Origin of the sequence: Methylobacterium sp. ARG-1, assembly GCF_001262595.1 — a bacterium.
Lineage (GTDB): Bacteria > Pseudomonadota > Alphaproteobacteria > Rhizobiales > Beijerinckiaceae > Methylobacterium > Methylobacterium brachiatum.
This window is the reverse complement of sequence record NZ_LHCD01000025.1, coordinates 1-21,283: the sequence shown is the minus strand read 5'-3', so window position 1 is coordinate 21,283 and position 21,283 is coordinate 1. Positions and strand designations below refer to the sequence as shown.

Here is a 21,283-nt window from a genome sequence, read left to right as displayed (position 1 = left end):
CGTCACAGGCCGAGCAGGTGCAGGCCGCCCGTGGCCGAGTGTGGGGTCGGATCGGTGTGGTGGATGTCGGCGTGGCTGCCGAGGTCGATCGTGACGATCCCGAGATCGAGGCTCGCCCCGTGGGAGCCGCCCGCATCCCCGCCTCCGGCCGGCGCCGCCGAGGCCGGGCTCAGGATCTGACCGACCAGGGAATCCGCGCCGCCACCGCCGCCCTGCGGCAGCAGGATGCTGTCGCCGGTGAGCAGGCTGGCGGTGGCCAGGCTCGGCTGGTCGGCGCCCACCGCGATGGCGCTCGCCTGGACGGTGTGGGACGGATCCGCCGCTGGGGTGAGCACGGCGGCGTTGGCCAGGGGCGTCGTGCTGGTCGGGCCCGCGGCCACGTCGATCAGCGGATGGGTCCCGGCATCGCCCGAGCCGCCGCCGGTCAGGCCGCCCAGCAGGCCGCCGACCGTGTTGCCGCCCCCGCCGGTTCCGGACCCGCCCAGGGCCGAGGTCGCGGTCCCGAGCACGCCGTCGAGCGGGGTGCCGCCGGTGGCGGCGCCCGAGAGGGCCCCGGTCACCGACCCCAGCACGCCGCCGGCCGCATCCGCGACCTGCCCGACATCGCCGACCACCTGCCCGATCGCCGGGCCTGCGTTGCCGGTCAGAACCGCGCCCGGCAGGTTGACCACGTCGGTCACGAGGTTGCTCGACTCGCCGAGTTCGCCCAGGCCGACGGCGGTGCCGAGGTTGATCACGGCGTGGAGCGGATCGTTCAGAACCGGCACGTCGTGGCCCACCTGCTCCAGCGCCCCGTGGATGCCGTCGATCACGCCGTTGGCGAGGCCGGCGACGGGCTGCAGCGGCGCATTCGCCCCGAGCAGGGCGCCGGTGCCGCCAGCCTGGCCGCCGGTGAGGCCGCCGAGCAATCCGTCGAGCGGGCTCCCGCCGCCCTGGCCGCCGGCGGCACTCGACAGGATGCCGGTCACGGACCCCAGCACGCCGCCGGCCGCATCCGCGACCTGCCCGACATCGCCGACCACCTGCCCGAGCGCCGGAAGCCCATTGCCGGTCAGCACCGCGCCGGGCAGGTTGACCATGTCGGTCACGAGGTTGCTCGACTCGCCGAGTTCGCCCAGGCCGACGGCGGTGCCGAGGTTGATCACGGCATGGAGCGGCTCGTTCAGGATCGCCACGTCGTGGCCCACCTGCTCCAGCACCCCGTGGATGCCGTCGATCACGCCGTTGGCGAGGCCAGCCACGGGCTGCAGCGGCGCATTCGCCCCGAGCAGGGCGCCGCTGCCGCCAGCCTGGCCGCCGGTGAGGCCACCGAGCAGCCCGTCGAGGGGCGTCGCGCCGTGGCCGCCGAGCAGGCCGTCCACCGTCGACGTGACCGGGGCGAGCAGGCCGCCGGCCGGGGCTCCGGACCCACCGAGGAGACCGGTGACACCGCCCAGCACGCCGTCGAGGGGCAAGGCGCCATCACCGCCATGTCCGCCCAGCAACCCGTCCACCGCGGCGGTGACCGGGGCGAGCAGGGTGCCGCCCGGCGCTCCGGCATCGCCGCCGAGCCCGCCGAGCCCGCCGAGGAGGCCGGTGACGCCACCGAGCAGGCCGCCGGCGGCGTGGGTCACGGCGCCGACATCGTTGAGGATCGGCGACAGCGCCCCGAGGCCCTGGCCGCCCAGCAGTTCGCCGGGCAGGGCCGCGACGTCGGTCAGGAGATTGCCGCCCTGCCCCAGATAGCCGAGGCCGAGCGTCTCGCCGAGATTGGTCAGGCCGTGGAGCGCGTCGTTGAGGAGCGGCACCCCGTGCCCGACATTCTCCAGGGTCGCGTGGAGATCGAGGACGGCCGTGTTCGCCAGGTTGGTGACCGGCGCCAGCAGCCCGTCCGAGGACAGCAGGCCCCCGGCGCTGGCGGCGCCGGTGACCGACCCGACCAGGGTGTCGGCCGAGCCGAGGACGTGGCCGAGATCGGACAGGACGGGGCTGGCCGAGGCGAGGCCGCCGCCGGTCAGGAGCGATCCGGGCAGCGCCAGGGTGTCGGTCAGGAGGTTGCCGCTCTGGCCCAGATAGCCGAGGCCGATCGTCTCGCCGAGCGCCGTGACCGCGTGGACCGGCGCGTTGAGCACCGACACCTGATGGCCGGCATCCTCCAGGGTCGTGTGCAGGTCGAGGACGGCCTGGTTGAGGATGCCGGTCGCCGGGCTGAGGATCCCTCCGGCCCCGACCAGGCCGTTGCCGCTCGCCGGCACGGCGGTGACCGATTCCAGCAGGGTGCCGGCAGCCACGGTAACGGCGCCGGCATCGCTCAGCAGCGACGGGATCGCGCCGGCGCCGGCCGGGTCGGCGACGGCACCGGTCAGGTCGGTGATCAGGTTGCCGGCCTCGCCGATATGGCCGAGGCCCACGGTCTCGCCGACATTGGTCAGCCCGTGCAGCGGTCCGTTGAGCGGCGCGACCGCGTGGCCGAGCCCCTCCAGTTGCGCGTGGGTGTCGAGCACCACCTGGTTCGCCGGGGCGCTGACCGCGTCGGGCAGGGCCGATCCGCTCGCATCCGTAGAGCCGACATCGACGGTGCCCTCGATGATCGACGCGATCGGGCCGAGGCTCGCGAGCTGGCCGGTGGAGAGGGCGGTCGTGGACAGGAGCGCTTCGGGGCCGACGAGCCACGCGAGCGAACGGGACGCCGGGCTGAGGATTGCGGTGGACGAGAGCGACATGAGCACCTCCGGGTTCACCCAGTAACCATCTCTGCAACTCTGGGTTGCAAATTCGGCTGTCGGTACTGAATACGGAGGTTTATCCCGGTCCGGCCGGTGGCTCTGCTGGCAAAGGTCAGTCTCGGCCAGGCCCGTTTCGAGGGTCTGGTATCATCCGGTGACGGATGCTTCGGATCGGGACCAAGACCCGCCGCGCGCCGCGTCGGCTAGGCCCCGGCCCAGGCCGCGTGGACGGGCCCGGCGGCCGTGTCCGGCTTGGCGTCGCCGATGAAGATCACCACCGGGCCGTGCTCGGCGCGGCGCGGGTCGTAGAAGTCGAGCAGGTCCGGATAGAGCTGCTGGACGAAGGCCGGGCGCAGGCCGTCCCGGCGGAGCAGGTGATCGATCACGACCTGGTCCCCGTGCACGGCGTTCGGGACCGGGCCGCAGGAACCGGCCGCCATCCAGCGCTCGGGCTCGGCCGCGAAGCGCGCGTAGAGGCTGGCGAGCGCGTCCCCGTTCCAGCGCAGCAGGGCGCTGGAGAGCCGCCCGCGGTGGAAGTAATCCTCCATGGCGGCGAGGCCGGGCTCGGCCAGGGCGTCGGCCGGGCCGGTAAAGACGGTGTCGAGGTCGCACAGCAGGGTCGTGCCCTCCGCCAGCCCCGGGCGGAACGCCTCCATCTTGGCCCACCAGGCCGGCCAGCCGTGCCGCAGCGGCACCCGCTCGACCCCGGCCACGGCCAGCGGCAGGTCGGTCAGGCACAGGATCCGGTCGAAGGCCGGCGCGTGGCGGCGCGCCCCCCGGGCGAGGCGCTCGACCCAGGTCGCGTCGTAGCGGCCCCGCCTCCTCAGGACGGTGATCAGCGTGGTCATGGCGCGTCCTTGGCGTCGGGTGGGTGCAGGCGCAGGCGCCCGGCCGCCGCGGCCTCGGCGAACCAGGCCCGCTCGGCCGCCCAGGGATGGCCGGGCCAGCCCGCGAAGCCGAAGCCGTGGATGTCGACCGGGCCGGATACCGCGGGGCGGTCGCGCAGGAGCGCGAGGCTGACCAGGAAGCCGGTGCTCGGGTTGGGGCATCCCTCCGTGCCGGGCGCGAGGCGGCGCCGCGCCTCCGCGTGCAGGGCCTCGGGCAGGAGATGGACCGGCTTGCCGAGGGGGCGCAGCAGCGCCAAGGCCTCGCGGGTCCAGCAGATCGGCTCGGGCGCGTTCGCCTCCGCGGGCAGCATTGGGAACGGCAGGATGAACGCCTCGGCCTGCCGCACCACCGGACGGTCCAGGAATCCCGGGTCCGCCAGCCATTCGCGCATCTGCCCGCCGCGATTGACCAGGGCGAGATGCGTGACGCGCGATCCGGTGCGCCCGCCGAAGCCGGGGGCGTTGTTGAAGCGCACGACCTGGGCGGCCGCGTCGATCGCGCGCGCCGCCGGGCCGATCCCGGGCGCGTTGCCGACGATGGCGAGGGACGCGCGCGGGTCTGCGGGCGCCGCACTTGAGGGATCGATGGCGGTGGGCATGGGCGATAGGGGCGTGAGGAACAGCCGAGGTATGGCGCCGGCTTCGCGCCACCAGGGCGCCGCGACAAACCGGAGCGCCCGGTGACGCGCCCGCGCCGCTGCTTCGTCTGCGCCGCCGACATGCTGGCGCCGAGCACCCGGAACCTCGACTTCCCGGGCGGATGCCGGCGCCTGTTCCGGATCGCCTGCGGCTCCTGCGGGGTCCTGATCGCGCCGGAGGCGGACCCAGACCGATGCTGGCGGGATCTCGCCGGGCGGCTCGCCGCGCCGGTCTTCGTCCCCGACCCGGAGGCGGGTTACGGCCTCGACCTCTACACCCTGCGCAGCGCCGCGACCCGGCTCGGCCGCGGCATCCGCCCCCTCGGCCCGGTGGATCGCGCCGCCCTGCTGAAGCCCCACAGCGCGCGTGCCGCGGAAGGCGCCCTGTACGACCTCGACGGCGCCGAGCGGCGCCCGGTTTCGCTCGGGCTGATCTGCCGCCCGGCCGAGCGGGATTCCGTTCTGGCGGCCCTGCCGGCGCAGGCCGCCTGGGCCGCGGATGTCGCGATCCTGCTCGACGCGGCCCCTGCCCCGGCCCGGGCCGTGGCGGTTCCGGGGTTTTCCCCCGGCGCCGTGCGGGTGGCGGCCCGGCCGCTGGCCGGCGACTTCGCCGCCCAGCGCAACGCCCTGCAGGATCTCGCCCGCAGCCCCTGGATGCTGCAGCTCGACGCCGACGAGAGCCTCGATCCCGCGACCGGCCTGCTCCTCCCGGCTCTCGCGGCGCTCGCCGAGGCCGGCGACGTCGTCTCGGTCGGGCTGCCCCGGCGCAACCGCGTCGACGGCATCCTGTCGGATGTCTACCCGGACGTGCAGTACCGGCTGAACCGCACGGCAACCCGCTATGCCGGCCGGGTGCACGAGCGGCCGGCGCTGCCCGGCGGCTGGACGCAGAGCTTCATCGCGCTCCACGGGGCGATCGACCACGCGCTCTCCGGCGCCCATGTCCGGGCGCGCTCGCAGCGTTACGAGGCGCTGGATCCGGGGCGCGGGCGGGTCGAGGAACGAGACGCGCTGCTGCGGCCCTATCGCGCCTGAGCGATCGCCCGGCGGTAGAGGGCGAGTGTCTCGTGCCCGAGGCTCGCCCGGTCGAACCGGCCGGCGGCCTCCAGGGCCCGGGCCCGGTAGGCCGAGCGCAGGGCGGGATCGCGCAGGAGCGGGCGCAGCGCCTCGGCGAGGTCCGAGCCGGTCGCCGCCCGCGCCAGCGGCCCCGCCCCCGGGACCCCGACGAAGGCCCGGGCGCTCGCATCCTCGGCGCAGGCCACCACCGGACGGCCATAGGCCAGGGCCTCCTGGTAGACGAGGCCGAAGCTCTCGTAGCGCGAGGGCGCCAGCACGACCTGCGCGCCCGCATAGGCCTCGGCCAGGCCCCGCGCGTCGATCCGGCCGCGGGCCCGGATGCGGCTCCGGGCGGCCTCGGACAGCTCGGCCGGCAGGTCGCCCGGGGGTACCCCGACGAGGTCGAGCGCGAAGGGCGGCAGCGCCCCCCGCGCCTGCTCCCCGGCCAGGATCGCAACGGCGTCGAGCAGGGCGTCGAAGCCCTTGCGCGCCTCGGCCCGGCCGACGAACAGCAGGCGCACCGGTCCCGCCCCGTCCGGGTAAGGCGCCGCCCGGGCGGCGGCCGCGATCTCCGGCGGCAGGCTCAGGCCGATCACCGCCTCCGGCCGCCGGCCCGCCAGCCCGTAGGCCCGGGCGATCACCTCCGCATGCGCCTGCGTGTTGGCGATCAGCCCGGCGCTGCCTTGCGCCTGCCGGCGCTCCAGGCGGTCGGCGGCGGCGCCGTCGAGGCGGTCGCGCAGGCCCGGCATGCGGTCGCGGGTGAAGGCGGCGGGGGTCGAGCTGCGGGTCACCAGAGGCAGATCCCGGCGGCCGGCGAGCAGCAAAGCCGGGGCGTACCAGTTCGTCGCCTCGACCACGGCGAACGGCGCCCGGGCATGCTCGGCCAGGACCGCCCGCCGGACGGCGACCGGCGCCGCCAGATGGCCGATTGCCCCCCAGAGGCGCAGCCGCGCCAGCCGGCCCTCCGGCGGCAGGGCCAGGCCGACCACGGTGACGCCCCCGACCCGCTCCCGGCCGGTCCGGTCCAGGGTGAAGACCGTCACGTCCGCCCCCACCCCGGCCAGGCTCTCGGCGATCTCGCGGGCCGCCGTCGACAACCCGCTGGGGGCCGGCGGGTAATCCCAGGCGACGAGGGCGGTGCGCATCAGCGGCCGAGGAGGCGGCGGTAGAGCGCGAGGTAGTCGCGCGCCATGCGCTCGGCGGTGAAGCGCTCTTCGAAACGCCGCCGAATGCGCGCGCGGTCGAGCGTGCCGATCCTGCGAAGAGCCGCGATCGCCTCGGCCTCGGTCGCGACGACGAACCCGGTCACGCCGTCCTCGACGATCTCCGGGACGGACCCGCGATCCCAGGCGATCACGGGCGTCCCACAGGCCATCGCCTCGATCATCACCAGCCCGAACGGCTCGGGCCAGTCGATCGGGAACAGCAGCGCCCGGGCGCTGCCCAGGAGGTCCCCCTTCTGAATGTCGTCGACCGGCCCGAGATAGGTCGCGTCGGGCCCGAGCAGCGGGCGCACCTGCCGGTCAAAATAGTCCGGGTTGCCGACATCGATCGTGCCGCCCAGCCGGATCGGCATCCCGGCCGCCCGGGCGACGCGGATCGCGGTGTCCGGGCGCTTCTGGTCGGTCAGGCGCCCGACGAAGGCGACATGGGCCTCCGGCGCGGCCTGGAAGGCGTAGCGGTCCCGAGCAATGCCGTGATGCACGATCCCGGCCCGGTTGGCCGCCGGGATGCCGGTGGCCTGGGCCGCCGAGATCGCCGCCACCGGCAAATCGGGGAAGCCGGCGAAGAACAGCGCGCGGTCGAGTTCGTCCACCCGCCAATGCACCGTGGTCAGGCTGCACGCTCGGGCCGCACCGAGCAGCGCCGCATGGGCGAACTCGCCGTGGCAATGCACGATGTCGAAATCGGGCAGCCGCCGCCGCAAAGCCTCCAGCTGCAGGGCCTCGAGCGCCGCCGGAACCCCGGGCGCGACCCGGCCGTGACGCTGTTCGAGAGCCGCGAGACTCGGGTAATCGCCGACGCGCGGCAAGTCTGTCGCACTGTCCGAGGGCGCGAATAGCGTTACGTCCACGCCCAAGCTTCGTAGCGCCGTGCTGAGATCGTGCACGACCCGCTCGGTGCCGCCGTGATGGTTTGGGGGAACGGGAAAAATGTTCGGTGCGACCTGGGCAACACGGATCACGGCGCTCTCTTCACATAGGTTAAATTCGTGGAAGCGGCCGACAGCGTCAGCAAGCGCCTGATGTTCGTCCTGCACATCGCCCTGCAGGGCTGCCTGCGCGGCCGCGATGTCGTCTACGGCCTCACCGCTGATACCGGCGGCCATATCCGCTACCTGCTGGATCTCGTCGCCGCCTCGGCGCAGGATTTCGGCGTCGCCGAGATCGTGGTGGCCACGCGCCTGTTCCAGGGGCCGCCCGGCCCGGATTACGCCGTGCCCGAAGAGCGCATCTCCGACAAGGTCAGGCTGGTGCGGCTCCCGAGCGCGGCGCCGGGCTACCTGTCCAAGGAGGCGATGCACGAAGAGGTCGCGAGCTTCGCCGACAACCTCGTCGCCTGGATCGGCGCCCAGGCGCGCGCGCCCGACCTGATCCACGCCCATTACGCCGATGCCGCCGCGGTGGCGGCGATCGTCGAGGCGCGGCTCGGGATCCCGTTCGTGTTCACCGCGCATTCGCTCGGCCGGGTCAAGGCCACGATGCTCGGCGGGGACGCCGCCGGCGCGCCCGATCTTGCCCGCCGGATCGCCACCGAGGAGGCGGCGCTTGCTCAGGCCACCCTGGTCATCGCCTCCTCCCGGGACGAGGCCGAGGTCCAGTATGCGGGCTACGAATCCTACAATCCCGGCCGCGTCCGCGTCGTGCAGCCGGGCAGCGATCTCGCGCGCTTCGCTGCCGCCCGGCCCCATCCCCGGGTCGACGCCCTGATCGACCGGTTCCTGCACGATCCCGCCAAGCCGCCGCTTCTGGCGATGGCCCGGCCTGTGGCGCGCAAGAACCTCGCGGCCCTGGTCCAGGCCTATGGCGAGAACCCGGAGCTGCGGGCCCGGGCCAACCTGGTGATCGTGGCCGGCACCCGCGGCGACATCGACGCCCTCGACGGCGACATGGCCGCCACGATGCGCGACCTCCTGGTGCTGATCGACCGCTACGACCTCTACGGGTCGGTGGCCTATCCGAAGACGCACCGGCCCGACGACGCACCGGCGATCTACGCCTATGCCCGGGAGCGCGGCGGCCTCTTCGTCAATCCGGCGCTGAACGAGCCGTTCGGCCTGACCCTGCTGGAAGCCTCGGCGGCCGGCCTGCCACTCGTCGCCACCGACAGCGGCGGCCCCAACGACATCGTCGAGACCTGCGGCAACGGGCTGCTCGTCGATCCCCGCGACCCCGCGGCGATCGCCCAGGCCTGCTTGCGCATCCTGGCCGATCCTGCCCTGCGCGCCCGCTACGTGGCGGGCGGGGGCCGGGCCGCGGCGGCCTATGATTGGGACCGGCACGCCGCGCGCTACCACGCCCTGCTGCGCGCGCTGCTCGCCCCCGAGCCGCCCCTGCGGACGCCCTGGCAGCTCCTGGTCTGCGATATCGACAACACCCTGGTCGGCTGCGAGGCGGCGCTCGGCATCTTCCGGCGCTGGCGCAGCCAGCAGACGGGCCTAGCCTTCGGGGTCGCGACCGGCCGCTCGTTCCACAGCGCCATGGCGGTGCTGGAGCAGCAGATGAGCCCGCGGCCGCAGGTGATGATTACCTCGGTCGGCTCCGAGATCTACCATCTCGACGCCAACGGCGTGACCTACACGGCCGACGCCGCCTGGCGCGAGACCATTGCGGCGGGCTGGGACCGGGCGGCGGTGCGCGCGGCGCTGGCCGGCATCGACGGCCTCCTGCCCCAGGGCCCGCTCGAGCAGCGCCCGTACAAGCTGAGCTATTTCGGCGGGGCCGCCGCCGCCCACCGGGTCGGCGCGCATCTCGCCGAGGCCGGCCTCGCCGCCCGGGTGATCCACAGCCACGACCGCTACCTCGACGTCCTGCCGGCCGAGGCCTCGAAAGGCACCGCGGTGGACCATGTCCGCGCCCTCTACGGCCTGCCGGAGCGGGCGGTGTTCGTGGCCGGGGATTCCGGCAACGACGTCGAGATGCTGCGCGCCCGGGTGCAGGCGATCATCGTGGCGAACTATTCCGACGACCTCGCCAGCAACGCGGCGCTGCAGCACTCCTACGTCGCCCGGGCCTCGCATGCCCGGGGCATCATCGAGGGCGTGGCGCATTTCCGCCGGATGCTGGCCCATGCTTCCTGACATTCGGCCCACTGAGGCGCCCTCGACGAGCGTGCTCACCCTGGTGCGCGGCCGGGCGGCGAGCCTGCGCAACCTGATGCACGGCCTCGCCCGCCAGAGCGCGCGCCCCGGCGAGCTGGTGATCGCCTGGATGCAGCCCGAGCCGGCCGCGGACCTGCCCGATCCCGGCTGCCCGGTGCGCCATGTCCATGTCCCGGGCGAGCCGATGCCGCTGGCGGCCGCGCGCAACCGCGCCGCCGAGGCCGCCGCCGGCGACCTGCTGATCTTCCTCGACGTGGATTGCATCCCGGCCTCCGGCCTCGTCGGCGCCTACGCGGCGGCGGGCGCCGAGGGCCTGCTCCTCGGCGAGGTCCTGTACCTGCCGCCGGAGGCCGGCCCGGCTCTGGACGCTCTCGCTCTCGACGACGCGGCCCTCGACCGCCTCGGCCGCCCGCACCCGGCCCGGCCGCCGGTGCCGGAGACGGGCCTGCGCCGGGAGCCCGATCCGGGCCAGCTCTGGGGCCTATCCTTCGCCCTGCCCGCCCGGGCCTGGCGCGCGGTCGGCGGCATGGACGAGGGCTTTACCGGCTATGGCGGTGAGGAGACAGATTTCGCCGCCCGCCTCGCCGCCACCGGGCTGCCGACCGACTGGGTCGCGGGCGCCCGGGCCTACCACCAGCACCATCCGGTCCACGTCCCGCCGCTGCAGCATTTCGCGCCGATCCTGGCCAACGCCGCCCGCTTCCGCGCCCGCCACGGGCGCTGGTGCATGACCTACTGGCTCGACCAGTTCCGCGCCGCCGGGCTGATCGAGTGGGACGACGCCGCCCCGGCGATCCGCCTGATCCGCCCGCCGACCGCCCCGGAGATCGCCGCGTCGCGGCGGCCCGGCGCCCTGTTCTCGTGAAGCAGACCATGAAGAAGCCGATCGCGTTCTTCGTCCACCACCAGGGCCGGGGCCACGCCAACCGCACCATGGCGGTGGCCGCCGAGTTCGCCCGCGACCGTCCGGTCTCGGTGCTGACCGCCGGCCCGCACCTGTTCGACGGCTTCGCGCGCGACATCGAGATCGTACCCCTGCCCGACATGATCGGCGCCGCCGTGCCGACCCCGCGCCTCTACGCCGAGCCGACCCCGCAGGTGATGCATTGCGTGCCCCTGGGGCTCGCTCCGATGCGCCGGACCATGCGGACCATCCTCGATCATCTCGACGCGCGCGAGGTCGGTCTGTTCGTGGTCGACGTCTCGGCCGAGATCGCGCTGCTCGCCCGGATCGCCAGCGTGCCGGCGGTGCAGATCCGGATGCACGGCGACCGCTCCGATATCGGCCATGTCGGCGCCTACGAGGCCTGCGTCGGGATGCTGGCGCCCTTCGACGCCCGGCTGGAACAGGCCGACTATCCCGCCTCCCTGCGCGCCAAGACCTTCTACAGCGGCGGCCTGTGCACCAGCCTCGACCGCGTCCTCGACCGGGCCGAAGCGCGGGCCAAGCTCGGCCTCGACCCGCAGCGCGAGATCATCGTCGCGGTGACCGGCGGCGGCGGCAGCGGCACCCCCTACGCGCCGCTCACCGTGGCGGCGCGCGCCGAGCCCGACGCCCTGTGGCTCACGCTCGGGCCGACCCACCGGGAGGGCCACGAGACCGATTTCGCCAACCTGCGCGAGCTGGGCTGGGTGCCCTCCGTGACCGACTACCTCGCGGCCGCCGACATCGTGATCGCCTCGGCGGGCGACAACACGGTCCACGAGGTCGCCCGGGTCGGCGGCCGCCTGATCGTGATGCCGGAATGGCGCTACTTCGCCGAGCAGACCCGCAAGGCCGAAGCCCTGGTCCGCCTCGGCGCCGCCGTCCAGGCCCCCGTCTGGCCCGGCGATCTCCAGGGCTGGCGCGACCTCCTGGCCCGCGCCCGGACGCTCGACGGCGCCGAGCTGCGCGGCCTCTATGCCCCGGACGCCGCCCGGCGCGCCGCCGGCTGGCTCGAAGGCCTGACCGACGAGCTCTGGCAGAGCGCCGCGGAGCCCGGCCTGCTGCGCGTCGTCGCGGCCGGTTGATCGCCCGCCCCTACCCCGTCAGCCACCAGCCGGAGCCCGACCGTCGCATGTCCACCGTTTCCGTCGTGACCCTGGCCAAGGGCCGGCCGGCGCATCTGCGCAACGTGCTGCGCGGCCTGGAGCGCCAGACGCAGGCCCCCGCCGAGTTCATCGTCGCGGTCATGCAGGACGAGCCCTACGACCTGCCCGAGACGTCGTTTCCGGTCCGCCAGATCCGGGTTCCCGGCCGCGAGCTGCCGCTGGCGGCCGCGCGCAACCGCGGCGTGGACGCCGCCACCGGCGCGGGCATCGTCTTCCTGGACGTCGACTGCATCCCGGCCCCCGACCTCGTCGCCGACTATGCGCGCGGGCTCGCCGAGCTCGACGGCCTGCTGATGGGCGAGGTGCTGCACCTGCCCGAGCACGCCACCGCGGGCGCCTGGCGCTACGCCGACCTCGCGGCGAGCGCGGAGCGGCATTCCGACCGCCGCGGGCCTCCGGCCTCCGGCATCGAAGTGTGCAACGATTACCGGTGCTTCTGGTCGCTCAACTTCGCGATCCGGCGGGACACCTTCCTGGCGCTCGGCGGCTTCGACGAGCGCTATACCGGCTATGGCGGCGAGGACACCGATTTCGGCAAGATCCTCGACCAGAGCGGCACCCCGATCGCCTGGATCAAGGGCGCGCTGGCCTATCACCAGTACCACCCGCACCACATGCCGCCGATCCACCACCTCGACAGCGTCGTACGCAACGCCGAGCTGTTCGAGGCCAAATGGGGCTACCGGACCATGGGCCACTGGCTCTACGCGTTCCGGGTCATGGGGCTGATCGACGACACCCCCGACCAGCCGATCCGGATCCTGCGCCGGCCCGACGCCGACGACCTCGCGCTGACCGGGCAGCAGAGCCACCAGCCCTACACCAACTCCGCCTCCGTCATCCGGTATCTGGAATCCCGGGTCGGCGCGGCGGCGACCGCGTGAGGATCGCGCTCCTCGCCCATATCCGCCACCCGGTCGCGCCGCCCTTCACGGGGGGCATGGAGGCCCATAGCTGGCACCTCGCCGAGGGACTGATGGCCCGCGGCCACGACGTCGTGCTGTTCGCCGCCGGCGACAGCGATCCGCGCTTCGCGATCGACGCCGTGGTGCCGGAGCATCACGAGCGCCGCTTCCCGGGCCTGGAGCATCGCGGCGATCCGGGGCTGCGGGCCTACGTCGATGACGGCTACGCCGCCGCCTGCGACCGGATCGCGGCGGGCGGGTTCGACGTGCTGCACAACAACAGCCTGAGCCGGCTGCCCCTGGAGCGCCGGCGGACCGCGCGGGTCCCCACCGTCACCTCCCTGCACGTGCCACCCTACGACGCCCTGCGCGGCTTCGTGCACGACAGCCCCGCGCCCGGCCACCGGATCACCGTGACCTCCCGGGCGCAGCTGCAGGCCTGGTGGCCGGAGGGCGCCCCGCCGGAGGCGGCGGTGCTCCATAACGGCGTCGATCCCGCCGCCTGGCCGTTCCGGGACCGGGGCGACGGCAGCGCCGCCTGGTTCGGGCGGCTGGCGGCGATCAAGGGCGCGCATTGCGCCATCGCGGCGGCAAAACGCGCCGGCATCGCGCTGAGCCTGTACGGCCCGATCGAGGAGCCGGATTACTGGGCGGAGCGGATCGCCCCGGAACTCGGCGGCCCGATCCGCTACGGCGGCCATCTCGACGGCCGGGCGCTCGCCGCCGAGATCGGCCGCGCCTCGGTGTTCCTGTTCACCCCGTGCTGGGACGAGCCGTTCGGGCTGGTGGCGATCGAGGCGATGGCCTGCGGCCTGCCGGTGGTGGGCCTCGCCAACGGCGCCGCCCGGGAGGTGGTCGGCGAGGCCGGATGCCTCGTGGAGCCCGGGGACGCGGCCGCCCTGGCCGGGGCGATCGGCACGGCGCTCGCGATCCCGCGCCCGGTGCCGCGGGATCGGGTCCGGCGCCTGTTCAGCCGCGACCGCTGGCTCGATGCCTGCGAGGCTTTGTACCGGCAGGCCCGGGCCGGGCTCTAGGGCCGGCCCTGCGCGTCGGCCGGGCGCCAGCGGTCGAGCTCCCGGTCGATCGCGCCCTCGGTGCCGCGCAGGAACTCCGCCGCCGGCAGGCCGGGGGCGAGGGCCGCGAGGTAGCTCACCACGATGGTGCCGGCCCGGGTGGCCGCGCCGCGGGGCCAGAACAGGCCCGAATTAACCGCCACCGGCACAACCGGCAGGCGCAGCCGGCCGTAGAGCAGCTCGACGCCGCGCTTGAATTGCAGCGGATCCCCGGCCCGGCCCCGTGTGCCCTCCGGGAAGATCAGCACCGAGCGCCCCGCCGCCACCGCCGCCTGGCTGCCCTCGATGATCGCCCGCAGGGCCTGGGTGCCGTTGGCGCGGTCGATCACGATCATCGGCGAGCGCCGCAGGAACCAGCCGACCACCGGAATCGCGAGCAATTCGCGTTTGGCCACGATCGCCACGTCGGGGACCAGCACCAGGAAGGCCAGCGTCTCCCAGGTCGATTGGTGGTTGGCCACGAGCAGGCAGGGCTCGTTCGGAATGTGCTCGCGCCCCTCCTCGACGTAGCGCAGCCCGACGATGCGGTGCAGGCCGGCCAGGACCCCGCGCGCCCAGAGCCGCGCCGCCGTGCGGACCGGCCGGGCCGGCGCCCCGGCGAGCGCCAGGACGACGAGCGGCACCAGGAACAGGGCCGTCCAGGCGGTCCAGTAGGCGACGAACAGGAGGGAGCGGGTCTGCGTCAAGATCGGGATTCACGTCGGGCCCCGGAACGGGGCGGATCCCCGGCATAGCGCCTCGCGGATCGGGGTGCACGGCAATTCAGAACGGCGCGAGAGCCGCAGCCGCCGTCCGCGGCGGTGTTTGTGCGGGTCGGCGCGGGGGTGACACCGGCCGGGCCCCGTAACGGCCTGCCCCGACCTTGAGAACAGCCGCCGCCCTGCTGCGTTATCGGAAGGTCCGGCGAGCGGGCGCGGGCGCGAAGGAGACCAGGTTGGACAGGGTGACGGGGCGTGCGGATGACGGGGGCGCTCTGTCGGACCATCGGGCGACCGGGCCGGTTTCCATCGCGGGCGGCGCGACCGGCGCGCTCATGCGGGCGTTCGACTGGTCGTCCTCGCCCCTCGGCCCGCCCGAAGGCTGGCCTCAGTGGCTGCGTGCCGCCGTCAGCCTGATGCAGGGCACCGGCTTCCCGATGTTCGTGGCCGCCGGGCCGGAACTGAGGTTCCTCTACAACGACGCCTACACGGACGTGCTCGGCAGCAAGCACCCGGCCGCGATGGGCGCGCGCTTCCCGGAGGTCTGGGCGGAGATCTGGCCGGACATCGCGCCCCTGGTCGCGGCGGCGATGTCCGGCACGGCGAGCTGGGTCGAGAACCTGCCGCTGGTCATGAACCGCCACGGCTATCCCGAGGAGGCCTGGTTCACCTTCTCCTACGCGCCGCTCCGGGACGAGGCCGGCGCGATCGTCGGCCTGTTCTGCACCTGCACGGAGACGACCGCGCGGATGCGGGCCGAGACCGCGCTTCGGGAGAGCGAGGCGCGGTTCCGCAACATGGCCGACCATGCCCCGGTGATGATGTGGGTGACCGGCGCCGACGGGGGCTGCACCTACCTCAACCGCCGCTGGTACGCGTATACCGGCCAGACCGAGGCGGAGAGCCTCGGCCTCGGCTGGCTCGACGCGGTCCACCCGGACGACCGGGATTCGTCGGCCCAGACGTTCCTGGACGCCAATGCCCGGCACGGGCCGTTCCAGGTCGAGTACCGCCTGCGCGGCGCCGACGGCCGCTATCGCTGGTTCATCGACGCGGCCCAGCCCCGCCGCGGCGAGGATGGCGGCTTCCGCGGCTATATCGGCTCGGTCACCGACATCCACGACCGCAAGGCCGCCGAGGAGCGCCTGGTCGAGACCACGCGCCGGCTCGACGCGATCCTCAACAACACCTCGCAGGCGATCTTCCTGATGGATGAGCGCCAGCACTGCAGCTACATGAACCGCGCCGCCGAGACCCTCACCGGCTTCGCCCTGGAGGAGACCGAGGGCCGCGCCCTGCACGACGTCGTCCACCACACGCGGCCGGACGGATCGCCCTACCCGCTCTGCGAATGCCCGATCGACCAGGCCTTCCCGGAGAACGAGCGCGAGCAGGGCGAGGAGGTCTTCGTCCACAAGGACGGCTCCTTCTACCCGGTCGGCTTCACCGCGAGCCCGATCCGGAACGAGCGCGGCGAGCCGATCGGCACCGTCATCGAGGCCCGCAACATCGAGGAGGAGCTGCGCGCCAAGGCCGCCCTGGAGGCGTTCAACGCCACCCTGGAGCGGCGCGTCGAGGAGGAGGCCGCCCGGCGCGAGAAGGTCGAGGAGGCCCTGCGGCAATCGCAGAAGATGGAGGCGGTCGGGCAATTGACCGGCGGCATCGCCCACGACTTCAACAACCTGCTCACCGGCATCTCGGGCAGCCTGGAACTCCTCCAGACGCGCATGAGCCAGGGCCGGATGACCGACCTCGACCGCTACATGACCGCCGCCCAGGGCGCGGCCAAGCGGGCGGCGGCGCTGACCCACCGCCTGCTCGCCTTCTCGCGCCGCCAGACCCTCGACCCCAAGCCCACCGACGTGAACGCCCTTGTCCACGGCATGGAGGAGCTGGTTCGCCGGACCGTCGGCCCGTCGATCCATATCGAGGTGGTCGGCTCGGTCGGTCTCTGGCCCGCGCTGGTCGATCCCGGCCAGCTCGAGAACGGGCTCCTGAACCTGTGCATCAACGCCCGCGACGCCATGCCGGAGGGCGGGCGCATCACCATCGAGACCGCCAACCGCTGGCTCGACGACCGCGCCGCCCGGGAGCGCGACCTGCCGCATGGCCAGTACCTGTCGCTCTGCGTCAGCGATACCGGCACCGGCATGCCTCCGGAGGTGATCGCCAAGGCCTTCGATCCGTTCTTCACCACCAAGCCCATCGGCCAGGGCACCGGGCTCGGCCTGTCGATGATCTACGGCTTCGCCCGGCAATCGGGCGGCCAGGTGCGGATCTATTCCGAGGTCGGACGGGGGACGACCGTGTGCCTCTACCTGCCCCGCTTCCACGGCGACATCTCCGCCGGGGTGGCGCTGCCGGACCCCGCGGCGGCGCCCCGGGCCGAGCAGGGCGAGACGGTGCTGGTCATCGACGACGAGCCGTCCGTGCGCATGCTGGTGACCGAGATCCTGGAGGATCTCGGCTACACGGCGATCGAAGCCGCCGATGGCCCGTCCGGGCTGAAGGTCCTGCAATCGGACGTGCGGATCGACCTGCTGATCACCGATGTCGGCCTGCCCGGCGGGATGAACGGCCGGCAGGTTGCCGATGCCGCCCGCGAAACCCGTCCGGGGCTCAAGGTGTTGTTCATTACCGGCTATGCCGAGAACGCCGCGGTGGGCAACGGCTACCTGGATGACGGCATGCAGGTGCTCACCAAGCCCTTCGTGATCGAGGCCCTGGCCGCGCGCATCCGGGACATGATCGAGGGATGAGGTCCGCGCGCCGTCCTGCGGCGCACGGGCGCCTCACGCCTGCGGCGCCGGCGGCACTGACAAGGCGGGGCACGGTCGCTACCGTGCGCGCGGCACCGGGGACGCGTGGGACCGCGGGGGAGCGTAGGGCAAGCCGATGACCGATACCGACACGGCCCCGGCGCCGCGGATCTCGACGGGTGTTCCCGGCCTGGACGACATCCTGTGCGGCGGGCTGACGCCGAGCCGGCTCTACCTGCTGGAGGGCACGCCCGGCGCCGGCAAGACCACCCTGGCGCTCCAGTTCCTGCGCGAAGGCGCGGCAAGGGGCGAGGCGACGCTCTACGTCACCCTGTCCGAGACGAGCCAGGAACTCCGGTCGTCCGCCGCGACCCATGGCTGGTCGCTGGACGACATCGAGGTCTACGAGCTCGTCAACGAGATGGGGCTCGATCCCGACAGCGAGCAATCGATCCTCCACCCGTCCGAGATCGAGCTCGGCGAGACCGTCCGCGAGGTGATCGCCCGGGTCGAGGCGCTGAAGCCCGAGCGGGTCGTGTTCGATTCGCTCTCGGAGCTGCGCCTGCTCGCCCAGAACCCGCTGCGCTACCGCCGGCAGATCCTGGCGCTCAAGCAGTTCTTCGCCAAGCGCGCCTGCACCGTGCTGATGCTCGATGACCGCACCTCGGAGACCGGCGACCTGCAGCTCCACAGCATCGCCCACGGGGTGATCTCGCTGGAGCAGGCGCTGCGCGAGTTCGGATCCGAGCGGCGCCGGCTGCGCATCGTCAAGATGCGCGGCATCAAGTACCGGGGCGGCTACCACGATTTCTCGCTGGAGACCGGGGGCATCCGGGTCTTCCCGCGCCTGATCGCCGCCGAGCATCACACCGCCTTCGACCCCCAGGCGCGCTCCACCGGCACGGATACGCTCGACCTGCTGCTCGGCGGCGGATTGGTGCCCGGCACCAACACCCTGCTGCTGGGCCCATCGGGTGTCGGCAAGACGACCATGGCGATCCGCTGCATGCTGGCTGCCCTGGAGCGCGGCGAGGCGGCGACCTACTACCTGTTCGACGAGGGCCTCGCGACCCTGCTCAGCCGGGCCGCCATCCTGGGCATGGATTTGTCCCCGCATCTCGAGAGCGGGCGCCTGACGATCACGCAGATCGACCCGGCCGAGCTCTCGCCCGGGGAATTCTCCAGCATGCTCCGGCAGGCCGTGCAGGCGCGCGGCTGCAGCTTCGTCGGGCTCGACAGCCTGAACGCCTACCTGCACGCGATGCCGGGCGAGGAGTTCCTCATTCTGCAGATGCACGAGATGCTGAGCTACCTGAACCAGCAGGGCGTCACGACGCTGCTGGTCCTGGGGCAGCACGGGGTGATCGGCGAGGTCCGCACCGATATCGACCTCAGCTATCTCAGCGACGCGATCCTGCTGTTCCGGTTCTTCGAGGCCAAGGGCGAGGTCCGCACCGCGTTGTCCGTGGTGAAGAGCCGGGTCAACGCGCATGAGCACACCATCCGCGAGATGAAGCTGGCGGCCCAGGGGATCCAGGTCGGCGAAGCCCTGACCGATTTCGAGGGTGTGCTGACCGGCCTGCCCTCCTACCGCGGCGCAAAGGCGATGCTGACCGGCGACGTCGCCGGCGGCGAGCGGTGACGGTTTCAGCGCCGGAGGAGGCGCGCGTCCTGATCCTGGCGCCGCGGGGGCGCGACGCTGCGGTGGCCGAGCAGGTGCTGGCCCGGGCCGGCACGCAGGCTGTCATCTGCCCAGACCTGGACGGCTGGCTGGACGCCCTCCGGGCCGGGGCCGGGGCCGCCCTGGTCACCGAGGAGGCGCTCGGGGGCGGGGAGCCGACGGCCCTGTTCGCCTGGCTCGAGGCGCAGCCCGCCTGGTCGGACTTCCCCTTCATCGTGCTGGCGACCCGCCAGCACGGGCACCGCTCCCGGCAGGCGTCGCAGCTGCTGGCCAAGCTCGGCAACGTCGTCCTGCTGGAGCGCCCGATCAACGCCGAGACGCTGGTCAGCGCCACGGCCGCCGCCCTGCGGGCGCGCCGCCGCCAGTACCAGGCGCGCGAGCGCCTGCAGGAGCGCGAGCGCGACCGGGAACAGCTCCGCCTCGCCAACGAGGGGCTGGAGCGGCGCGTCTCCGAGCGGACCCAGGAGGTCGAGACCGCCCGCGAGACCCTCGCCTTCGCCCTTGACGCCGCCGGGATGGGATCCTGGGATCTCGATTACGGCACCGGCGCGTCTCGGCGCTCGCCCCGCTTCGACGCGGTGTTCGGCTACGACACGCCACAAGCGTTCTGGAGCCGGGAGACCTTCCTGGCCCATGTCGTCGACGAGGATCGCGCGGGTGTCGACCGGGCCTTCGCGAGCGTCGTCCAGACTGGCCGGCTCGACCTTGAATGCCGCATCCGCCGGGCTGACGGGGCGGTGCGCTGGATCGCCCTGCGGGGTCAGGTCAAGTACGACGAGGCCGGCAACGCGACCCGGATGGCCGGCATCCTGATGGACCGCACCGACCAGCACGTCACCGAGGAGGCCCTGCGCCAGGCCCAGAAGATGGAGGCGATCGGGCAGCTCACCGGCGGCGTCGCCCACGACTTCAACAACCTGCTCACCGTCATCGTCGGTGGCCTCGACATGGTGCTGCGGCGGCCGGAGCAGGTCGACCGGGTGAAGCGTCTCGCGGAGGCCGCCATGGGCGCGGCCCGGCGCGGCGAGCAGCTGACCCAGCAGCTCCTCGCCTTCTCGCGCCGCCAGATGCTGCGGCCCCAGACGCTCAATCCCAATCGCCTGCTCCTCGACTTCAAGCCCCTGGCGGAGCGCGCCGCCGGCGGCGCGGTCGAGCTCGCCTTCGACCTCGACCCGGCTCTCGATCCGATCCGGATCGATCCGGCCCAGTTCGAGGCCGCGGTGCTGAACCTGATCGTCAACGCCCGCGACGCCATGGAGGGCCGGCCGGGCCATACCCGGATCGCGGTGACGAGCCGCAACGTCCATCTCGGCACCGGCGCGGTGGCCGAGAAGGGCGTGGCGCCCGGCCCCTACGTGCTGGTCTCGGTGACCGATACCGGCGCCGGCATCCCGCCCGACAAGCTCCAGCGGGTGTTCGAGCCGTTCTTTACCACCAAGGAGGTCGGCAAGGGGACGGGGCTCGGGTTGAGCCAGGTCTACGGCTTCACCCGTAGCGCCAACGGCTTCGTCGACATCGCCTCCGAGGTCGGGGCCGGCACCACCGTGAACCTGTATTTCCCCCGCTCCACCGACCCGGCCGGCGAGGAGACCGGGGCTGGCGCCCTGCGCACCATCCCGCTGCGCCGCGCCGGCGAGGGCGAGACCGTGCTGCTGGTCGAGGATGACGAGCAGGTGCTCGGCATGGCCGTGGAGAGCCTGGAGGAGCTGCGCTACCGGGTGATCGTCGCCCGCAACGCCGCTGAGGCGCTGGCACATCTCCGGGACGTGGAGCGGATCGACATCCTGTTCTCGGACGTGGTCATGCCCGGCGGCATGAACGGCTCGCAGCTCGCCGCCGAGGCCCAGCGGGTGCGCCCCGGGATCAAGGTGCTGCTCACCTCGGGCTACGTCGCCAATCTCGACGAGGGCCAAATGATCGGCCACGGCGAATTGCCGGTCCTGAACAAGCCCTACCGCCGCGACGAGCTCGCCCGCTCCCTGCGCCTCGTGCTCGGCGGCGAGAGCCGCTGAGCCCCGAGCACGAAAAACCCGGCTCGCGTTAGCGAACCGGGTTTTTGATGGATGGTATCGTCGAGAAGTATTTGGTTGCGGGGACAGGATTTGAACCTGTGACCTTCAGGTTATGAGCCTGACGAGCTACCGGGCTGCTCCACCCCGCGCCAAGGTTGTGCGGCTGGTCCGGGCTGGCTGATCGCCTGTGGGGGCGGGCTCCGGGGCCGTCGCGCTGATCGTGATCGAGGGTATGTTGATTTGCGTTGTGCGGGTCTGGCGGCGACCGACTCTCCCGTGCCTTGAGACACAGTACCATGGGCGCTGGCGTGTTTAACGGCCGAGTTCGAGATGGGATCGGGTTCTGGGCACGCCGCTCAAGCCACCAGACCGGCGCAACGCAATTCTTTTGGCACTTGGCGGCGCAGGGTGCTGCGACGTCAGGTGTTTTGTTCGGCAAGCATGCAGCGGATACGCT

The 21,283-nt window shown here is 73.1% G+C and carries 15 protein-coding genes, 1 tRNA gene and 1 rRNA gene; 9 read left to right on the top strand and 8 right to left on the bottom strand.

Going from position 1 to position 21,283, the window contains the following annotated elements; translation table 11 throughout:
* Nucleotides 1-2: 2 nt before the first annotated feature.
* From AKJ13_RS20600 to AKJ13_RS20590, 3 genes are all read right to left on the bottom strand, one after another.
* Complete coding sequence (locus AKJ13_RS20600; protein ID WP_050735038.1) at nucleotides 3-2,702, bottom strand: hypothetical protein; 2,700 nt, start codon at nucleotides 2,700-2,702, stop codon at nucleotides 3-5.
* 206 nt (nucleotides 2,703-2,908) lie between these two features.
* Entirely contained in the window at nucleotides 2,909-3,553 is a 645-nt protein-coding gene (locus AKJ13_RS20595) for a hypothetical protein (RefSeq protein WP_050735037.1), read from the bottom strand.
* Nucleotides 3,550-4,191, bottom strand: coding sequence for a hypothetical protein (locus AKJ13_RS20590; RefSeq protein WP_050735036.1), 642 nt, complete (start codon nucleotides 4,189-4,191; stop codon nucleotides 3,550-3,552). The genes AKJ13_RS20595 and AKJ13_RS20590 overlap by 4 nt, the downstream gene beginning before the upstream one ends.
* Nucleotides 4,192-4,311: 120 nt before the next feature.
* On the opposite strand from AKJ13_RS20590, the gene AKJ13_RS20585 reads away from it, so the two are divergent.
* On the top strand, nucleotides 4,312-5,265 hold the full coding sequence (locus AKJ13_RS20585) for a hypothetical protein (protein WP_050735088.1): 954 nt from the start codon (nucleotides 4,312-4,314) through the stop codon (nucleotides 5,263-5,265).
* Here AKJ13_RS20585 and AKJ13_RS20580 read toward each other — a convergent pair.
* A complete protein-coding gene (locus AKJ13_RS20580) occupies nucleotides 5,253-6,431 on the bottom strand; it encodes a glycosyltransferase family 4 protein (protein WP_050735035.1) in 1,179 nt (392 codons plus the stop codon). The genes AKJ13_RS20585 and AKJ13_RS20580 overlap by 13 nt on opposite strands.
* A complete protein-coding gene (locus tag AKJ13_RS20575; RefSeq protein ID WP_050735034.1) occupies nucleotides 6,431-7,471 on the bottom strand; it encodes a glycosyltransferase family 4 protein in 1,041 nt (346 codons plus the stop codon). The genes AKJ13_RS20580 and AKJ13_RS20575 overlap by 1 nt, the downstream gene beginning before the upstream one ends.
* A gap of 60 nt (nucleotides 7,472-7,531) precedes the next feature.
* Between AKJ13_RS20575 and AKJ13_RS20570 the strand changes: the two genes are divergently transcribed.
* The 5 genes from AKJ13_RS20570 to AKJ13_RS20550 are packed head-to-tail and all read left to right on the top strand — an operon-like array spanning nucleotide 7,532 to nucleotide 13,637.
* A complete protein-coding gene (locus AKJ13_RS20570) occupies nucleotides 7,532-9,586 on the top strand; it encodes an HAD-IIB family hydrolase (protein ID WP_050735087.1) in 2,055 nt (684 codons plus the stop codon).
* Complete coding sequence (locus tag AKJ13_RS20565; protein WP_200905671.1) at nucleotides 9,576-10,472, top strand: galactosyltransferase-related protein; 897 nt, start codon at nucleotides 9,576-9,578, stop codon at nucleotides 10,470-10,472. The genes AKJ13_RS20570 and AKJ13_RS20565 overlap by 11 nt, the downstream gene beginning before the upstream one ends.
* Before the next feature lie 8 nt (nucleotides 10,473-10,480).
* A complete protein-coding gene (locus tag AKJ13_RS20560) occupies nucleotides 10,481-11,617 on the top strand; it encodes a glycosyltransferase (RefSeq protein ID WP_050735086.1) in 1,137 nt (378 codons plus the stop codon).
* Nucleotides 11,618-11,664: 47 nt separating this feature from the next.
* Nucleotides 11,665-12,582 carry a galactosyltransferase-related protein gene (locus tag AKJ13_RS20555; RefSeq protein WP_050735032.1) on the top strand — a complete coding sequence of 306 codons (918 nt, stop codon included), beginning with the start codon at nucleotides 11,665-11,667 and terminating at the stop codon, nucleotides 12,580-12,582.
* Nucleotides 12,579-13,637: a glycosyltransferase gene (locus tag AKJ13_RS20550; RefSeq protein WP_050735031.1), complete on the top strand. Its 1,059-nt coding sequence runs from the start codon at nucleotides 12,579-12,581 to the stop codon at nucleotides 13,635-13,637. Before AKJ13_RS20555 ends, AKJ13_RS20550 begins: the two co-directional genes overlap by 4 nt.
* On the opposite strand, the gene AKJ13_RS20545 is transcribed toward AKJ13_RS20550, so the two are convergent.
* Entirely contained in the window at nucleotides 13,634-14,362 is a 729-nt protein-coding gene (locus AKJ13_RS20545; RefSeq protein ID WP_050735030.1) for a lysophospholipid acyltransferase family protein, read from the bottom strand. The two genes, AKJ13_RS20550 and AKJ13_RS20545, sit on opposite strands and share 4 nt — an antisense overlap.
* A 347-nt stretch (nucleotides 14,363-14,709) precedes the next feature.
* Between AKJ13_RS20545 and AKJ13_RS20540 the strand changes: the two genes are divergently transcribed.
* From AKJ13_RS20540 to AKJ13_RS20530, 3 genes are all read left to right on the top strand, one after another.
* On the top strand, nucleotides 14,710-17,133 hold the full coding sequence (locus AKJ13_RS20540) for a PAS domain S-box protein (protein ID WP_050735085.1): 2,424 nt from the start codon (nucleotides 14,710-14,712) through the stop codon (nucleotides 17,131-17,133).
* A 136-nt stretch (nucleotides 17,134-17,269) separates the two neighbouring features.
* Nucleotides 17,270-18,775: an ATPase domain-containing protein gene (locus tag AKJ13_RS20535; protein ID WP_050735029.1), complete on the top strand. Its 1,506-nt coding sequence runs from the start codon at nucleotides 17,270-17,272 to the stop codon at nucleotides 18,773-18,775.
* Nucleotides 18,772-20,826: a PAS domain-containing sensor histidine kinase gene (locus tag AKJ13_RS20530; protein ID WP_050735028.1), complete on the top strand. Its 2,055-nt coding sequence runs from the start codon at nucleotides 18,772-18,774 to the stop codon at nucleotides 20,824-20,826. The genes AKJ13_RS20535 and AKJ13_RS20530 overlap by 4 nt, the downstream gene beginning before the upstream one ends.
* A gap of 72 nt (nucleotides 20,827-20,898) precedes the next feature.
* On the opposite strand, the gene AKJ13_RS20525 is transcribed toward AKJ13_RS20530, so the two are convergent.
* Nucleotides 20,899-20,975: transfer RNA gene (locus tag AKJ13_RS20525), tRNA-Met, on the bottom strand.
* Between the two features lie 104 nt (nucleotides 20,976-21,079).
* Nucleotides 21,080-21,195 (bottom strand): 5S ribosomal RNA (gene rrf, locus AKJ13_RS20520).
* Nucleotides 21,196-21,283 lie beyond the last annotated feature (88 nt).

Bases quoted from the DNA above. Each gene is read 5' to 3' on its own strand.
- AKJ13_RS20555 (WP_050735032.1), top strand. From the start codon at position 11,665: ATGTCCACCGTTTCCGTCGTGACCCTGGCCAAGGGCCGGCCGGCGCAT.
- AKJ13_RS20585 (WP_050735088.1), top strand. From the start codon at position 4,312: ATGCTGGCGCCGAGCACCCGGAACCTCGACTTCCCGGGCGGATGCCGG.
- AKJ13_RS20535 (WP_050735029.1), top strand. From the start codon at position 17,270: ATGACCGATACCGACACGGCCCCGGCGCCGCGGATCTCGACGGGTGTT.
- AKJ13_RS20540 (WP_050735085.1), top strand. From the start codon at position 14,710: ATGCGGGCGTTCGACTGGTCGTCCTCGCCCCTCGGCCCGCCCGAAGGC.
- AKJ13_RS20600 (WP_050735038.1), bottom strand. From the start codon at position 2,702: ATGTCGCTCTCGTCCACCGCAATCCTCAGCCCGGCGTCCCGTTCGCTC.
- AKJ13_RS20565 (WP_200905671.1), top strand. From the start codon at position 9,576: ATGCTTCCTGACATTCGGCCCACTGAGGCGCCCTCGACGAGCGTGCTC.
- AKJ13_RS20580 (WP_050735035.1), bottom strand. From the start codon at position 6,431: ATGCGCACCGCCCTCGTCGCCTGGGATTACCCGCCGGCCCCCAGCGGG.
- AKJ13_RS20590 (WP_050735036.1), bottom strand. From the start codon at position 4,191: ATGCCCACCGCCATCGATCCCTCAAGTGCGGCGCCCGCAGACCCGCGC.
- AKJ13_RS20570 (WP_050735087.1), top strand. From the start codon at position 7,532: ATGTTCGTCCTGCACATCGCCCTGCAGGGCTGCCTGCGCGGCCGCGAT.
- AKJ13_RS20595 (WP_050735037.1), bottom strand. From the start codon at position 3,553: ATGACCACGCTGATCACCGTCCTGAGGAGGCGGGGCCGCTACGACGCG.
- AKJ13_RS20560 (WP_050735086.1), top strand. From the start codon at position 10,481: ATGAAGAAGCCGATCGCGTTCTTCGTCCACCACCAGGGCCGGGGCCAC.